The sequence below is a fragment of the Candidatus Liberibacter americanus str. Sao Paulo genome (genome assembly GCF_000496595.1).
GTDB lineage: Bacteria > Pseudomonadota > Alphaproteobacteria > Rhizobiales > Rhizobiaceae > Liberibacter > Liberibacter americanus.
In genome coordinates this window covers 433,702-451,447 of record NC_022793.1, presented here as the reverse complement: position 1 = coordinate 451,447, position 17,746 = coordinate 433,702, and the positions used below count along the sequence as shown (strand labels likewise).

Below are 17,746 nucleotides of genomic sequence, written 5' to 3'. Positions count from 1 at the left end.
ACGATGAATTAATTCACTTTAGCCCATCCCTAATCTGAGCGCTAATATCAATTATCCCTTGATAATTATCTGATTTATTACGTCTAATCAGCGCACACTCTTCCAAAATCCATAAACCAATTGAAATTAAATTTAGTTTTAAATCATTGGGCAACTGATTATTTTCAGAAATTAAATCTTGAACAAAAATAGTCCATACACGAGTAGTATAAAATAATGCTTTAACTATTTCGATGCTATTTTTTTCACATTCTTTAGCATTTGATAGCAAAGAAATAGATTCATTTATAATCCATAATTCACGTTTTCTAGCTTCTTCTGATGATCCCTGTACAATTTCATTATAATATTGACGCATCTATAAATACATTCCCATACTAAATATAATCAATATCAAAGTACTTTTAAAAAACTAAGTTTATTTATTTTAGCAGTAATCGCATAAGATATATCTATCTTATTAATGATATCCTCTAATGTCATAATTGTTTTATATTTATCTATGCCAATTGTTTTTGTAACATAAGTTTCAATTATCGTTTCTTTTTTTTCAAGAAACAGATTGACTTCATCTATACTTTTTTCAGATATACCTAGCAAAGAATGATGCTTATTAATATCTTCTAATCCTTTAGATATATGATTAAACATTTTTGTACTGATAACCTCCCTAGATTCAGGACTAATATCTTTACCGATAAGTTCTATGCCAATAACAGAACAAAGCGCCAATCTTCTAATTCCATCTATATTGGCATTAACAGAAACATCGATTACATCAGAACCATTAATATTTTGCTTGATATTTTGATAAGAAGCATTTGACCAATTTTTATCCCAATAATCGTTATCCAAAAAAAATTGTTCTAATTTATCGATGAATTCAGCCATTTGATTAGAATTCATATCAGCAATATTTAGCTTCTTATCTTTAGAATTGTTAGTGAGAAAATCATCTAAGATTTTATCAAAAGATTTTTTAGCAGGAGAATCCTTTGCAAAATAATCCTGCAAAGGCTTCTCAGAAGTATTATTTCCAGCAAACAAATAAGATCCATTTAAAGTTGTGTTGACTAAATCTGTCATGTATTTTAAATATTCTTTGCTTTTTTCAGAAAAATTAATATCAAATTTTTCGCCAGCTTCATTAGAAATGATTATACTTTCGCGAATATTTTGATATGTTTTATCAATAAGTTTAAGACTTTCCTGAGATACAGACAAACGCACCTTGGCCAAATTATTGCTATCACGCATGTTCTTAATATGTTGATTTTCTTGGCTTAATCCTAAAATATCAGATACTTTTGATCCAAAATTAACACCAAAATCTGAATATTGACCAGTGACTGTTTCTTTTCTTAATTGAGTAAGATTACTTTCTAATTTTTTATTATAAAAATTCATACAATATATTATGGAAGATGTTGAAACACCATTTGCTCTCATATTCACTTAACTCCTTCTAATAGTGCTCTCATCATCTCATTAATCGAATTCATAAGCTTGTTAGAAATATTATAAGATTGCTCTACTTGCATAAGAAAATTTAACTCTTCTTGCAGATTAACACCCGTTAAATTTGAATAAGAATTAGATATATGATTAAAGGATACTTCACTTCTCATATAAACATCATGACTATTAGATCGCCTTTCTTCCAACCATCCTATAGAATTACGAGCATATTCAATTAAACTAGTATTGGCACCTATTTGAGAAATAGGATCAAATGAAAAATTTTTATTTAGTGATGAATTATAATGTGCAATAAGATCTGAATATCCAGAAAAACCCTTATGATTCCATTTATAATCTTTAGAAATAGATCCTCCATCACGCAAAAAATGTGGATTATCTTGATATTTCGGATTAACTCTAATTAAATCAGATAATCCCTTTTGCAACTTATCACTAGAAGATATTGATCCAGCAGAGACAAATAAGCCAGGGACATCCTTCAAACTACCAGATATATCTTTTTCAGAAAATATACTAATAAGTCCCCTAGCCATCTCATCAAGTTGATTTTGTAAAATTGGAGAAAAACCATCACGGATCTGTAAAAGGGCCTCTATTTTCCCCTTGGGAATAGAATTAATATTATACGGGACAACAACACCATCAATAAAAACAGATTTGCCTTCAATATTAGCACTATATGTTTCTGTACGTTGAAAAGTTATATCTCTAGGCACAGTTTCAAATAAAGCAACACTACCTGAAGAATATATTACTATATCATCATTGTTTCGTTTAACCGTTGAAATACTAATTATTTCAGAAATTTTTTGTAATAATAAATCACGCTTATCAAATAATTCATTTGTAGTATCTTTAGATGAAGGACTTGACTTTATAGCATTGTTTACAAATGTCAATTCTGATAAGTATCCTCTCAAATTATATATTTCTAAATCTATCTCCTTATCTAAATTTGCACGAATTTTCTGAATATCACTAGCAAATCTATTAAGATTATTTGCAACGCCCAAAGCATTTTCAATAACTTGTGTTCCCAAAGCATCATTGGAGCTATCATTAGAATATTGTTGAAGAGAATTTTTTAATTTTGAAACATAATGCGAAGGAGAATTATCATAGTCATTTTCGTATCCCATAATTTCTTTTAAAGACTCAAAGCCCTCTAAAAGCCTCTTTTGTCCTAAAAAAGAAGAACTAGTGTCCAAAATTTTTTGAAACATATGCTGATCTTGTACACGCTGTCTAGTAACAACAGTCATTCCATGAGAAATACTTGCTGTCCCAACTTCTCTACGTGAATAATTTTTGTTACCTGAATTTTCTATATTTTTTACAAGAACTGAAAGTTGTTCACCAGCATTGATGAAAATATTATGAGCCATATTAAATGCAGTTGAAAGAGACATTTACTAATCCTTCCACGTAAAAAAATTATCTTTTCAGGCCAATTAGGATATCCATAAAATCAGAGCTAGTTTGAAAAACCTTAGAATTTGCAGCATAATTTCGTTGAGATTCTATAAGCTCTGTAAGTTCATTGGCCAAATCAATATTAGAAGTTTCAAGAGCGCCAGAAAAAATCTCACCACGATTATTATCACCTGGGAAGCCTATACTAACATTACCTGAATCTCTGGTTGGTAGATATGCATTACCATCACATGGCCTTAATTTATCTACACTTGGTACAGTCGCAATAGCTAAACGACAAACCGGAACTCTAACATTACCTTCATAAATAACATCTACAATACCATCTTTTGATACGGAAAAATCTTTTATTTTTCCCGTAGAATGACCATTCATCTCAGTTTTTTGTGGAATAAATCCACCTGCCATCTGTGTCATTTTTGATATATCAATTTTTATAGGATGATTAACACCTGAAGTATTATCATCAAAAGATATCTCCTTAGGAGAAGAGCTTTTTAAGCGTCCTGTAATAGGATCAAAAGACAAATTAACTGTTGATAATAATGATTTATTTCCTTTATAAGGGAAACCATTATCAGTAGACTGATCTTGTCGAAATACGGAAACTTCCCATAATTCAGGTCCAGTTTTTGTATAATATAAGTCATATATAACTTGAGATCCAAGATTATCATAAGCGACAAAAGAATTCTTATTTGTGTACTCAGCTTCTTTATTGCTTTTTGGAGTATTCGCTGATGAACTTATCAATTTAGCATCTCTATCAAGATTAGCTGAAATAAATCCCTCAGTAGTTGGCGTAGGGTGTAATTCAAAATTTTGGACGTTAACCTTTTCCAATCCTTGAAAGCCATTCAGAACCAAAGCAGAAGCTGATTTATCTATCGGATAACCTTGCAAAACGTAACCTGCCGTATTCTGTAAGTAACCATCATTATTAACATGAAAATCACCAGATCGCGTAAGATATGGATTATTAAGCATATCCTTTACAACAAAAAAACCATTTCCCTGAATAGCCATGTCGGTGTTAGATCCCGTATGAATTAGAGATCCTTGTTCAGATATCATGTCTTTTTCAATAGCTTCTACACCACCAGAAACATGCACTCCTCCTGCTTGCGGAAACACAAGAGATGAAAATGAAATAGCTGTACGCTTATATCCTATCGTGTTAACATTTGCTATGTTATCACTAACAGCAGACACGCGATTAGATTGCGCATCCATACCAGACATAGCAGTCTTCATAGTACCTAAAATGCCCATTTAACTATTTACTCCACATGCTTTTAATTGATAGAAAATTATTATACACGCCTTGTGCGGAACTGATTATCATTAAAAAAAAGTTAATAAACAAAAAACATATTATTTATTTAATTCCAATCGATGGAATATCCTAAAAAACGCTTAGAATCGACAGGATCAAATCCTAATTTATTGCGCAATTTCTTACGCAACTTACTGATATGACTTTCCACAACATTTTCTTCAACATCATCGTCGAACAAACCATAAATAGCGCTGAAGATCTGTGTTTTAGCAACTCTTTTACCTCTATTAGCAATAAGATATTCTAAAATTCGACGCTCACGCCTAGGCAAAGGAAAAACCTCTCCTTGCACCTCTGGATCACGTCCATCTGAAAATACACGGATTGGACTAATCTCAGAACGTTTGTTATTATTTTTTAATCGCCTATGAATAGCTGCTACCCTTGCCAATATTTCACGATGATGAATTGGCTTATGAACAACATCATCTACTCCACAATCAAAAAACTCTAACGTCGTTTGCAGAGATGGATAATCATTAATTGCAATTAATGGAACATGTGATTGAGCTCTAATAATCTTAGGAGTTTCCATTACCTTTTCTCCTTCACCTATAAGAAAAGCTTCAATTGCAGAAACATCTTCATGAGCTAAAGATTGAAACCATCCTTCAAATTCACAGGAATGGAATCCCTCTAAAGAAACTCCTTCATCATCAAAAAGAGCAATATAACCATCTCTTACTAAGATACGATCATCAATCAAAACGAGCATTTTTTTTCTCCCGAATCACACCATGTTTTTTAAGGTTAATCGGTACGAATCAAAGAAATTATGTTCAATTGCAGAAAGTAACCGAGATAATTTAATAATTGAATTTATTTTAAATATTAACTTTACTGTAAAATACTATTTTAATTTGCTTATAAAAAAATCAAATAATAATAAAATAATATAATTACTTTATATATTACATAATTAATACAAATATTAATAAATTATAATTAAAATTATTCGAAATGTATTCTATGAATTGCAATATTTGCTATAAGATAAAAGGTTATTTTTAAAAATGATTACCATAAATATGATATGTTATATTCAATCAAAAAGAGATATTTTAACTATGGAAAATTCTTATCATCGTAATGATAAATATAATATTACGAAAAATAAAATTACATTTATTAATTATCTATCAGAACGATAAAAATCTAAATTTAAATAAAAAACGCATGAAAAAACTATTTGAATGACTTAATAAGTTTTATGAGAATTAATATGAAATCAAGAAATTTATAATATCATAACCATAAATATTTTAAGATATAAAAAATCCATTAAATAATATAGCTAATTAGTGTATTTAATTAAAAAGTAATGATAAACAACTAATGCCGTATTATGTAGCTGTTTAAAAAAAATTGTATTCATTAAAAAATACTTTTAAAAATCTATTTTCATTTTTTTAAATAAATAACTAATTATAAAAGCAATTTAAATAACACAGTTAGCAATAATGTGAATGTATATGTAATCACATTATATTTATATTAATATATGATAGAAGATAAAAATACGTATCAGATAATATGTGCCAGTATCATTTAAATTTAGACATAAATACAGCAAGAATAGCTCCCTATATCCTCTCCCTCTTGGTAAATATTATTACTTTTCTTTTCTATTAATGAAAGCTTTCCACCGACGGTTTCTCTCTTAGAACAGTATGTTTTTCCCCTTTCAAAGTTCCCTGATTGTGAAAAAGAATTCTGCCTACTATCTAAATCTGCTGAATCTTGATAAATATTAACGGTTTCTTTCTGTACAAAATCTACATCTAAACTATCTATTGTATAACCTGAATAATTTAATGCATCTAAAATACCTTTGCGTTCATTCTCTATTTTTTTATAAATATAGCTGGATTCTACTTGAAGCTTAACAAATAGCTTGTTATCTGATAAACGTAGTGTGGCAATAACGTTATCATGACTATCCGGCTTCATTTGGATTTTGAGTATGTTAATCATACCTTTTTGCATATATTGTATATGTTCACTGATAGAATTATCAGATAGTTGATGATGATTGTTATGATCTGTTGCTGACCCCAAAATATACACACTATCGTCAACATAAGATTTACTAATATTCCCAAATAATCCCGTAGTTTGCATTTTATTGTCATTTGATACAATATCAGATGCTGGCTGATCTTGGGTGCTAAATTCTACTACTTCATTAGTAATGCCATTCGATAATAATTCTAAATCATCTTTTTTATCATATGACTTTAAATCAACATCTGATTTCAATTGCAAAAGAGAAATCGTCTCTTTCAATGGCCTATCAGCTTTTCCTTTATGAATTATATTATCTTGAATAACAGGCAAATTATCTGGAAAGTCTTTATTATCGTCAATAATATGAATTTTACATATTGTAGGGTCTAGATGTTTTTCGATTAATAAAGAACTATTATTTGGATCAGAAAACATTTTTTGCGACATAGCCATAACTAGTGCAATTCCATTTCTATATAATTCTTCTGAAGAAGAATTATATAGAATATTATTATTTGATTTAGGTGTTTTTAAAAAAATTTTTTCAAATGGAGATAAAAATTTAGAGTTTACCTCGCTATTATTATCATTTTTACTTAAATTATGCGTAATATCATTTTTCTTTTTATAGTTAATATAAGTTAACTTATATTCTCTCTTCTTTAAAGGTTCTGTTTCAATATCAAGATGATCTTGATACGAGATAGTAATATCTCTCATTATTTACTCTTTCTCATCAATAATAGAATCTACTTCTTTAATTTTTTGACGAATTTTACTAATAAAAGGTTCTATATCCAAATCACTATTTAAAATTTGCTCTGTTTCTAAAACTAATTTTTTATCAACTAAATCAACAACATCATCACCTAGCATTGACAAATTAATATCTGAAATAATAACTTCAGATGCATGCTTTAAAACAATATCCTGTGGAATTAAAAGATCTTCAGGAATATTATATAAACTATATTGTAAGGGAATAATATCTACAAAAGGAATATTAATAAGATCTGTATAAAGCCATACTGTAGCGATATCATTACAGTTAAGAATATTGTACATGCTCTTTAATTTTTCAATTGTTAATGATCCTAATTTAATATTTCCAGAAATCACAGAACTTCTAGTGATTTGTAAATAAATATTACGCTGATCATTTAAATCAAAAAATGAAACTGCAAAAAATATATCATAGTCTTGTAATTTAACGTGATCAGATTCAAAAAAAAGAAATAATAATTTTATAAACTGATCTTTATAAATAGAATGACTAAATTTACGACTATAATCATTAATATACATAAAGGATTTATCGTTCATCCCTTGATTTAATGTTATTTGCAATGAACTACGCAACGCAATTTCTTCAAGCATTGTACCAGGAGATAAAAGGCGTACTTGATCAAAATAATGTATTGCTTCTTTGGAAGAGTATTGCATTTTTGCATTAGCCATGACGATATAAATATATGGATTAATGTCTTTTGTATTATATTTATCCTTTATAATCTCTAATTCTTTGACAGCAGATTCAAAATTGCCTAAATGGTATTGTCTCAAAGCGTGCACAACAGGATTATTAAAATAACCCTTGCTATCATTCGCAATCAAGGATTCTAAAGTAGAAATATTACCTGAAATAATAGTATAAATTAGAATTGCATCCACATTACGTGAATCTATAAAAGCATCCATATTCGTTGATTGTAATTGCTTGCCAACTTTTTCTAACAATTCAGAAATTGGCTTGTCAGAAGAATAATCTCCCTTGACAGCCTGATCTAATGATAGTTGCAAAGATCTTGTTAAATAATATGGAATTAAATAACTTTTTAAATCCATATCCATTGAAAAACTCGGAAATATCTCTATGAACATTATAAATGTGAAAATAAAAAATTTAAATTTCATATAATATTATCCTTATTCCTCTTGCAGTAAAATCTCTATACGCCGATTAGATTCATTCATAGGATCAGATAATATTTTAAGATGATGATCAGCAAAACCAGAAATTTTTAATATACGATTTTCACTAATGCCAACCTCTCTTAAAATCTTATAGGCAGTATATGCACGATCAAATGACAACTTCCAATTATCTTTTATAGAGTTACTATATTTATAAGCGTCTGTATGTCCTTGAATGGAAATTTTTTCATTTCCTTGAGAAATGATTTCACCAATTTTTTTAATAAGAATAATTGTTGAACTAAGAGGTATAGATGAACCTTTCTCAAACATAGGATAATTTACTTGATCAGCGATCGTAATAATCACACCTTGTTTCGTGTATTGAAATGCTATTCGCGCTAAAAGATCACCTGTAGTTAATCCCTTAAGCTTCAATTTGATTTGTTTTTCTAAATCTTGTGCACGTTTTTTTATTTTATAACGAAGTAATGCTTCTTTGTTTTTTGGTAATTGCAAAGCCCCTTCTGTTATTTCAGCTATTTCATCTCTTATTTCTCCGCTATAATTAAAACCAGCTAATAAATCATACTTATTATAAGTATGATGGAGTTTATTATCCTGATGAGCATCATTGATAATTTGATCTGAACTAATCTCCAACTTATTGGTTTTTTTATAACTTTTAGTTATAGAATTTTTTTTACTTATATGATTTTTAATAGAATAATCAGAATGATTATGAAAGGGCAAATCCTCTCTTATAATTCTATTAAATTGATCATCGGGAGGATGATTGAAAACTTTTATGTTGTCATGTAATCCTTGAGGATAAGTAGATAAGGTTGCTGTTTTAAATGGATTGAAATAGCTTTCTATTGATATCTTAGTTTTATCGTCTATAGAATGTGTAATCCACATTAACAAAAAAAAAGACATAAGTGCCGTCATAAAATCAGCATATGCAATTTTCCAAGTATGAAAGTTCTTTGGATAATCTGAAGATTTTTTTTTTCTAATAATAATATATTTTGTAACATGATTCTTATCACCCTCATGATGATTCATTTAGAATAACTTTCTTCAATCTAAAATCTTTTTTACATCATTAAACAAAGATTCAAGTCTCGTTGTAATCACATTTCCAGAAATTTGAGCAGATAATTCGACTGATTCAGAATCTTTATAAAGAATCATAGAAGAATATTCTTCTAAAGATTGCTGAATAATTGAATGCAAATTTTTAGGACAATGAATGGTAATTACACCACATTCTCCTCTCTTAAACATATCATCAACAAATTCTACTAAATCAACTGCAACCTTACGTGCAATACCTTTCTCCAAAATAGTGCTTAAAATACAAACTAAATAATTTTCCAATGGATCCAAAATAAGCTTGATAGAATCTTTGAAAGATAAAGATACATATTCGCTTATACGTACTTCGAACAGTTCTTTCTGTTTGGCAATCTCATCACAATTAGCCATATTCAAATCTTCAATTTTACGTTCCCAATATATTTTTTGTTCATTGACAGCTGCCTCGTATCCTTTTTGATAAGCATTTTCAAGTTCTAATTGAGTATTTAGGGTAGAATCAACGGTATCAGTTCTTATAGAATTAATTTGATAAGAATTAAAAACATCATCAGATGATGAATTATCTTTACTAAAATCTTCAAGACGAGATAATATCGTATTCATCACGCAAACTCCAAACAACAAAACTATAAAACAGTGCTTTGTTAAAAGGGAACATTGTAGAGTAAATATCTATTATTTGATAAAATTATAGTAGGAATGAAAATACAAAAGATATCTGAAGAACCGCATGTTATTAATAAGCGGCTCTTCAAAAAACCAAATTGTCAATTAATAAAAATAACGTTATCTAAATAAAGAGAGAATCCTCTGTGAAGTGCTATTAGCAATAGATAAAGATTGAATTGCTAATTGCTGTTGAGTCTGTAGTGCAGAAAGCTTACTTGATTCAGAAGCCATATCAGCATCTACCAAACGTCCTATCCCTTTTTCAATAGAATCACGCATGAATTGTACAAAATCTTCTTGCAAATGTATGCGGGAGCTAATTGATCCAATCTTACCAGCTGCAGCAGTTACATTTTTTAATTGCTTATCAACAAAATCAAGCATTTTCTGGATAGAAGTGGTCTGATTATACATATCTGTATTAGAGAAAGAAGTGATATCAAAATCAGTTACAGAATAATTCAAAGAAACATTATAAGTTGTTTTATCTTTTACTGATGTTTCACTAATATCAACATAGTAGTCATCTCCTTTATATTTAGTCATAGCTACAAGGAGATTGCCATTATCAAGTTTAATATGATCCTTATTTTTGGTAGCTAGAACCCATGTATCTTCTCCGACAAGTAGATATACTTTATCTACATCACTTTTTTTGGCTGATGATGTTGAGCCTGATCCTGAAACAGCAGTAGAAGTAGAATCTGGATCTACAACCGCAACACCCTTATTTTGATCAAAAGTAGCCTTAGCACCTTTCAACCAAGCACCGCTTGCAGTTGCAAGTTGCTTATCAATCTTTTTGATATTACCATCTTTATCAAGAATATTAAATGATACATTTTTAACTGATTGAGCTACATTTTTAACTTCAGCTTTTTTGTCAAGTATACCATAACGATCAGAATTATTCGATTTATCAAATAACACAGAATCAGAATCAAGCTTATATTCAATATTAGTTACATAAATATCTCCATTATCCTCACGAACAAAAGAACTCACAACACTTTTATTAACTACAGCAGTGGATGAGCCAAGATTAGCTTGTAACCAATTTTCGCCGTTAAAAGAAGCTCCACTTGCAATACCTTTTAACTGATCTTGTAATTGAGTGATTTCTTCTTGAACAGAATGTGCATCTGTTCCATGTTCAATAGACGCAACTAACTTACTTTTCATATTAGATAAAACTTCAACAGTTTTCTCCATTCCAGCTTTAGCAATATCTACTTTTGAAGCACCAAGACCTATAGCATCAGAAATAGCAGACAAAGCAGCACTATCTGATTTCATCCCTTTGGCAATAGACCAATAAGCTGCGTTATCAGCAGCATCAGCAACTCTCAATCCAGAAGAAACACGACCTTGCACGACATCAAGATTATGATTAATATCCCGTAACTTTTGGCTAGCAGACATAGCAGGAATATTCGTTAAAATACTAGTCATATTTAAGTAAATCCTTAAAAAAGAAAAATGATAAATTAATAAAATTTCGGTCTTACCAGAAATAATAAACCAAGCACTTTACATATAATAATCTATATTTCAGTAAGTGCATTACTATCTAAAATAGCGAACAAGCTTGTCCCATCCTTAACACAACCTATTTTATCAAAATTATGTGAAATAAAAAATAACATTTAATCTGTAATCGAATAATCATAGATTAAAAAATCTATGATAAATCAATTTATAATAATAATATTATTGCTAAAGATTCCATTTTTGTTAATTGGATATCAAATATTTTCACATAAAAATGAGGAAAAAACCAAATGGAATGACAAATGGAATGAATAGATCATCCCATATCTGGATATAGAGAATCTACTATGTTAGAAGCATTAAACCGACTGGGCAATGAGCCATATGTTGAACGATAATTGCCAAAAACCCTAGTCTCTAAAAAAGCATCAGCTATATTAACCGCACCTAATCGATATAGTGCAGCAGCAGCAGCAACTAATGCCATTCTCTCGATTAAAAGTCGTGATAATCCCATATCTTCTTGGCACAAACCAACAGTCTCCTTAAGAAGATCTACAGCCCTTTTACCATATGAACCAAGATCATTTTCTAAATAAGCAAATACTTGTTCAAATAAATTATTGCTTTTTTCTAAAAGATTGAGCAAATCCAATACAGCAGAGTTACTAGAACCTGCCAAAATAGAATTAACTGGAGCTTCCATGTATTGACGAGCGATAGGACGATCTTCTACATAACCAGATCCACCAATACATTCAATCGCTTCAGCAATAATATTAGGTGCAATTTTACAACACCAGTATTTCGTAACAGGAGCCATAATCCTAGCATAAGAAGCGTCTATAGAGTTATATTTAGCATCGTCAAATACATTTGCCAATCGAAAGGAAAGAGCTGTAGCAGCAGCAACATCCAAAGACATATCTGCTATAACCCTACTCATTAACGGCTGATCAATTAAATTCCTGCCAAATACAGAACGCCTGCGTAAGTAATGAACCGTCTCTGCAAGAGATGCCCGCATCTCTGCAGATGAAATGATAGCATAATCCAAGTACAATAATATTTTCATGTCATCTACAGGACTTGTCCCAGAAGAAAGATCACCCAATAAAAATCCAAAAGTATTAGAAAATTCTATTTCGACAGTTGCATTTGATCGATTCCCGACCTTATTCTTTAGTCTCTGATAAAAAAGGCCATTTGAAGAATTATCTTCAAGCAACCTAGGAACCAAAAAACATGAAACATTTTTTTCAACTCGAGCAAGCATTATAAAAGCATCGCTCATTGGAGCAGATATAAACCACTTATGACCTGACAAACAGTAAATACCATCACTTATTTTTTGACCTGAAGAAGTAATAGAATCGGCATCAGTTCCTCCTTTTTTTTCGGTCAATCCAAGTCCAATTGTAGCAAATGATTTATGCATAATAGATTTATTGGTCGGATCATATTCACGAGACAATATCTTTCGCACCCAATCTTTTTGTATTTTTGGAGAAGCCATAAGAGCAACTACTGATGCACTAGTAATACAAGGGACAGTAAGATGCCCTGCTTCCAATTGAGCCATCAAATACAAACGAGCCGCTCTAATTTTATGAGCCTGTTTACGTATTTCCGGATCAACACTTCGATCCCAAACAGAGCAATGCAAACCATCTTTTATTGAAAGCCGGATAAGAGAATGCCAGGCCGGATGAAATTCAACTATATCACGACGCTCTCCGCCTGGCCCATAAGAATGTAGATGAGGCAAATTACTATTAGCCATTCGTGCCAATTCTTGTGCATTACAGGAAAAAATATGCCCTCCTAATAACTCAAGCTCTTTACGCACGACACGCGGAAATTTTGCAGTAATATCAACAACCAATGAATCACTGCTATATGCATTAATTCCTATAAAAAGAGGCGGCTGATTCAATGCAGCAAGGGAATCTAATCGTGGATCTACCTGATTCATGTCTAATCTCTAGTAAAATTATTATAAAATAACACGATAACATGTCATATACTATCATCTAGTTTAATTTATTATCAACGTAAAATCTTTACAAACATCAACTATTTTCTTAGATTAAAGTACACTGAAGTTTTTTTTACAACAAGCATTTATATTTTTTATTTACGCCCATTTATTTCAATTTTCTTAAACAGAATAACATCTTTTTGGAGAGAATGTTATGTATTTCTTCCACCTTCGCCATCTTGTTAGTATTAAAGACCTAGTAGCACAAGATATAAATTATTTGTTAGATCGTGCAAACGAGTATTTAAAAGGTAAAGAAACAAGAGAAAAACTGAGTGATTTAACACAAATAAACATTTTTTTTGAACCATCCACTCGTACTCGCACATCTTTTGAAATAGCGGGGAAAAAACTCGGAATTAATGTTATAAACATCACAACAAGCAATTCTTCTATGAAAAAAGGAGAAAGTTTAATTGATACAATTACAACATTAAATGCTATGCGTTCCAATATTATCATCATACGTCATCCATGTTCAGGTGCTATTCATTCACTGATCGATAAAATAGATGGCCCTGCAATCATCAATGCTGGAGATGGTACTCATGAACATCCTACTCAAGCACTGATTGATGCTCTTGCTATACGTAATTTTAAAGGAACAATATCTAATATTCGCATTGCTATTTGTGGAGATATCCTACATTCACGCGTAGCAAGATCCAATATTATGCTGCTTAATACAATGGGAGCACGAGTAAGAGTAATTGCTCCCACGACATTAATTCCAACTGGAATATCTAATATGGGCGTCGAGGTTTTCCACGATTTAAAAGAAGGTTTAAGAGATGTAGATGTTATTATGGTATTACGTATTCAACATGAAAGAATGTCTGAAAAATTAATCCCTTCAATTAGAGAATACACACATATGTATTCAATCAATGAAAAGACCATTAAATATGCAAAAAAAGATGCAATTGTTATGCATCCTGGACCTATCAATCGCAATTTTGAGATTTCTTCTGAAGTCGCAGACAGTTCGCAAAGTATTATTAAAAATCAAGTAGAAATGGGTGTACCAGTTCGTATGGCAGTTATAAAAGCTCTTATTAAAAATCATAATAACCTTAAAAAGAAAAAATCATGACATCATTTGTTCTAAATAACGTACATATCATTGATCCAAGCCGAGACCTTAATGAAATTGGCACAATAATTGTTGAAAATGGCATAATCATCGCATCCGGCTCTAATGCTATCAATCAAGGACATCCAGAATCAGCAAAGGTACGTGATTGCAAACATCTTATTGCAATTCCTGGAATCATTGATGCACGTGTAAACATTAGCGGACCTCCAGAAAAATATTCTGAAAACATAGCTGCAGCCTCTAAAGAAGCGGCAGCTGGAGGCATAACATCTTTGATTATGATGCCTTTTATATATTCATTTTTAGATGAATATACTTTCATGAAATTTGCCTTCAAAGATATAAAACAAAATTCATTGATCAATATATATCCAACAGCAAGCTTAACCTGTAAAATGGAGGGGAAGAAAATCAACGAACTTCACCTTCTTAAAGAACAAGGAGCTAATCATTTTACGCATGGGCCATTGAGCATATACGACACACAACTTCTTTATAATTCTATGAAGTATGCCCATATGCTTAACTCTATAGTCGCTCTTGATATACATGATTACTTTATTGGATCGAATGGCACTATGAATGATGGAATGATAGCTAGTTGGCTAGGGCTGCCTTGCATTCCTGATATATCTGAAACCATTCCTCTCGCACGTGATTTACTTATAGCACAACATGTCGGAGGACGATATCATGCATCTGCTGTTTCTATCCCTAAATCAGTTTCTATATTAAATCAGGCCAGAGAAAACAACGTCAACGCAACTTGTGGTATTTCAATCAACAATATTATATTGAATGAAAATGATGCTGAAATGTATAATACTTTTCGAAAAGTATTGCCTCCATTGAGATCTGAAAAAGATCGTATTGATATGATTGATGCACTAGCGAAAGGAAATATAGATATAATCGTATCAGATCATACTCCTCGACAAGATGATACAAAAAAATTACCTTTTTCTGAAGCTAGTTTCGGCTCAATAGGATTGAAGACAATGTTGTCAGCAGCATTACGTCTATTTCATGAAAAGCAAATATCACTTAACAAACTAATAAAATCTATGTCGACAAATCCCGCACAAATATTTAATATTCCTGGAGGAACATTAAAACCCGGGGAGAAAGCAGACATAACTTTAATAGATTTAAATCATCAGTGGATTGCAAAATTAGATAATGATATATCGTGCTATAGTAACATGGCTTTTGAAAATGAATCTTTTTCAGGAAGAGTAGTCGCAACATATGTATCAGGAAATCTTGTTTACTCACTAGAAAGTTAGTCTATGGAATTATCAGCACTTTTATCATATGAACTGGTTATAAATATAGCTTCAATTATCATAGGTTACTCTATTGGTTCTATACCTTTTGGGTTATTACTTACAAGCATAAATGGTTCCATAGATATACGTAACATTGGCTCTGGCAATATAGGCGCTACCAATGTTTTAAGAACAGGCAATCGAAAACTTGCTTTAATTACTCTTATCTTTGACGCAATAAAGGCAACTATTGCTGTTATAATTGCTTCAAAACTGTTTAACAGTGATGCAGGCAATATAGCAGGATTTTCAGCATTTTTAGGGCATATATTCCCTATTTGGCTGAAATTTAAAGGAGGTAAAGGAATATCTACATACGTTGGATTTCTGATTGCTTTCAATCCCAAAATAGCTTTATTTTTTGCAATAATATGGATTATATTTATTTTAATAGCCCACTACTCATCATTATCATCTCTTGCTGCAACATCTACAATACCAATAGTACTCTGGATAACATCACAAGAAATAAGTATTACATTAATATTTACTATAATGACAGTAATATCATATTGGAAACATATAGATAATATAAAACGTTTGATTGCTGGAGTAGAAACAAAAATTATTTTAAAAAAAAGTAATTCTAATGAAAAGCAATCATAAAAAAAGAGGAGTTCTATTAACGTATGAACAAAAAATTTCTTGGTTACGTCTGATTAGAAGCGATAATGTAGGACCCGCAACTTTTAGAGATATGATCAATTATTTTGGATCAGCAGAACAAGCCATTGAGATGCTTCCTGAGCTTTCCCGGAGAGGCGGGAAAAGCAAAAAAACTCACATTTATTCAAGAGAAGAAGCAGAAAAAGAATTACAAACAGCAGAATCATTTGGAGCAAGTTTTGTTTTTATTAGTGAACCAAGTTATCCTCCAGCTCTACGTTATATAGATAATCCTCCTCCCATATTAGCCGTCAAAGGGAATACACAAATAACTAGCGAAAAACCTTCTATAGGAATAGTAGGTGCTCGTTATGCATCAATAAGTGGAATAAAATTTACCGAAAAAATCGCACATGAAATTGGAATAGAAGGATATACAATCATTTCTGGCTTAGCTCTTGGCATAGATACTGCTGCTCACCGTGCTACTATTAAAACAGGAACAATAGCTGCAATGGCGGGAGGATTAGATTGCATATACCCTCCTGAAAACTTAAGTTTATTAGAAGAAATTTGTGATAATGAAGGTGTAGCAATTAGTGAAATGCCTTTTGGATTAGAACCTAGATCGCATAATTTTCCACGACGTAATAGACTTATTGCCGGTATAGGATTAGGATTAATAGTAGTTGAAGCTGCTAAGAAATCAGGCTCTCTAATTACAGCAAGGCTCGCGGGAGAATACGGAAGATTAGTATTCGCAGTCCCCGGATCTCCACTAGATCCCCGTTGTGAAGGAACAAATCAACTCATTAAAGAAGGAGCGACTCTTATAACATCTTCTTCTGATGTAATCCAAATATTATCTCCACAAATAGAAAAAAACTTTTTCTCATCACCACGCTATTCAAATCAAATGGAAGGAATAAATATCACAAATAATCCAGAGGGTGATCAAAATGACCGAATAAGAATATCACAATCTTTAAATAGCGTGCCAATCTATATAAATGATATTATTCAACATACGGGGATAGAAGCTCCAATAGTTTATCTTGCGATTTTAGAACTAGATTTAGCTGGACGTATTTGCCATCATCCAGGTGGAATGGTGTCATTAAAGGAGGAATAACCTGCTAGTTACATATTAAAATAATACTTCAAATTAAGAAAAAAAACGATTTTATCATCATAATCTATCTAGAAAAAACTTATTTTAGGAATAATAGATATTA

The 17,746-nt window shown here is 30.9% G+C and carries 15 protein-coding genes; 4 read left to right on the top strand and 11 right to left on the bottom strand.

Translation table 11 applies throughout. The features are described 5' to 3' along the window. Positions 1 to 13: 13 nt before the first annotated feature. The 11 genes from flaF to LAM_RS01885 form a co-directional block, all read right to left on the bottom strand. Entirely contained in the window at positions 14 to 358 is a 345-nt protein-coding gene (flaF, locus tag LAM_RS01935; protein ID WP_007557153.1) for a flagellar biosynthesis regulator FlaF, read from the bottom strand. Positions 359 to 393: 35 nt separating this feature from the next. Continuing rightward, positions 394 to 1,449, bottom strand: coding sequence for a flagellar hook-associated family protein (locus LAM_RS01930; protein ID WP_007557152.1), 1,056 nt, complete (start codon positions 1,447 to 1,449; stop codon positions 394 to 396). A 2-nt stretch (positions 1,450 to 1,451) separates the two neighbouring features. Next, on the bottom strand, positions 1,452 to 2,891 hold the full coding sequence (flgK, locus tag LAM_RS01925) for a flagellar hook-associated protein FlgK (protein ID WP_007557151.1): 1,440 nt from the start codon (positions 2,889 to 2,891) through the stop codon (positions 1,452 to 1,454). A 25-nt stretch (positions 2,892 to 2,916) separates the two neighbouring features. Continuing rightward, entirely contained in the window at positions 2,917 to 4,188 is a 1,272-nt protein-coding gene (locus LAM_RS01920; RefSeq protein WP_007557150.1) for a flagellar hook protein FlgE, read from the bottom strand. Positions 4,189 to 4,298: 110 nt separating this feature from the next. Continuing rightward, entirely contained in the window at positions 4,299 to 4,970 is a 672-nt protein-coding gene (locus tag LAM_RS01915; protein ID WP_007557149.1) for a response regulator transcription factor, read from the bottom strand. Positions 4,971 to 5,809: 839 nt separating this feature from the next. Continuing rightward, positions 5,810 to 6,982 (bottom strand): flagellar hook-length control protein FliK, encoded by a 1,173-nt coding sequence (gene fliK / locus LAM_RS01910; protein WP_007557148.1) that lies wholly within the window; start codon positions 6,980 to 6,982, stop codon positions 5,810 to 5,812. Positions 6,983 to 6,985: 3 nt separating this feature from the next. Next, complete coding sequence (locus LAM_RS01905; RefSeq protein WP_007557147.1) at positions 6,986 to 8,176, bottom strand: hypothetical protein; 1,191 nt, start codon at positions 8,174 to 8,176, stop codon at positions 6,986 to 6,988. Between the two features lie 12 nt (positions 8,177 to 8,188). After that, a complete protein-coding gene (locus tag LAM_RS01900; RefSeq protein WP_007557145.1) occupies positions 8,189 to 9,244 on the bottom strand; it encodes a flagellar motor protein MotB in 1,056 nt (351 codons plus the stop codon). A gap of 15 nt (positions 9,245 to 9,259) precedes the next feature. Further along, positions 9,260 to 9,886, bottom strand: a complete 627-nt coding sequence (locus tag LAM_RS01895) for a hypothetical protein (protein ID WP_040055879.1) — start codon at positions 9,884 to 9,886, stop codon at positions 9,260 to 9,262. A gap of 180 nt (positions 9,887 to 10,066) precedes the next feature. Next, positions 10,067 to 11,401, bottom strand: coding sequence for a flagellin N-terminal helical domain-containing protein (locus LAM_RS05560; protein ID WP_007557143.1), 1,335 nt, complete (start codon positions 11,399 to 11,401; stop codon positions 10,067 to 10,069). Between the two features lie 355 nt (positions 11,402 to 11,756). Then, positions 11,757 to 13,415 carry an acyl-CoA dehydrogenase family protein gene (locus LAM_RS01885; RefSeq protein ID WP_007557141.1) on the bottom strand — a complete coding sequence of 553 codons (1,659 nt, stop codon included), beginning with the start codon at positions 13,413 to 13,415 and terminating at the stop codon, positions 11,757 to 11,759. Between the two features lie 220 nt (positions 13,416 to 13,635). Here LAM_RS01885 and LAM_RS01880 point away from each other — a divergent pair, with 220 nt between their 5' ends. From LAM_RS01880 to dprA, 4 genes are read left to right on the top strand one after another with little or no spacing between them, the layout of a single operon-like run. Beyond that, on the top strand, positions 13,636 to 14,574 hold the full coding sequence (locus tag LAM_RS01880; protein WP_007557140.1) for an aspartate carbamoyltransferase catalytic subunit: 939 nt from the start codon (positions 13,636 to 13,638) through the stop codon (positions 14,572 to 14,574). Further along, complete coding sequence (locus tag LAM_RS01875; RefSeq protein ID WP_007557139.1) at positions 14,571 to 15,863, top strand: amidohydrolase family protein; 1,293 nt, start codon at positions 14,571 to 14,573, stop codon at positions 15,861 to 15,863. The genes LAM_RS01880 and LAM_RS01875 overlap by 4 nt, the downstream gene beginning before the upstream one ends. A 3-nt stretch (positions 15,864 to 15,866) precedes the next feature. Continuing rightward, positions 15,867 to 16,511, top strand: a complete 645-nt coding sequence (plsY, locus tag LAM_RS01870) for a glycerol-3-phosphate 1-O-acyltransferase PlsY (protein ID WP_007557138.1) — start codon at positions 15,867 to 15,869, stop codon at positions 16,509 to 16,511. Further along, positions 16,495 to 17,643 (top strand): DNA-processing protein DprA, encoded by a 1,149-nt coding sequence (gene dprA / locus LAM_RS01865; protein ID WP_007557137.1) that lies wholly within the window; start codon positions 16,495 to 16,497, stop codon positions 17,641 to 17,643. Before plsY ends, dprA begins: the two co-directional genes overlap by 17 nt. Positions 17,644 to 17,746: the final 103 nt, after the last annotated feature.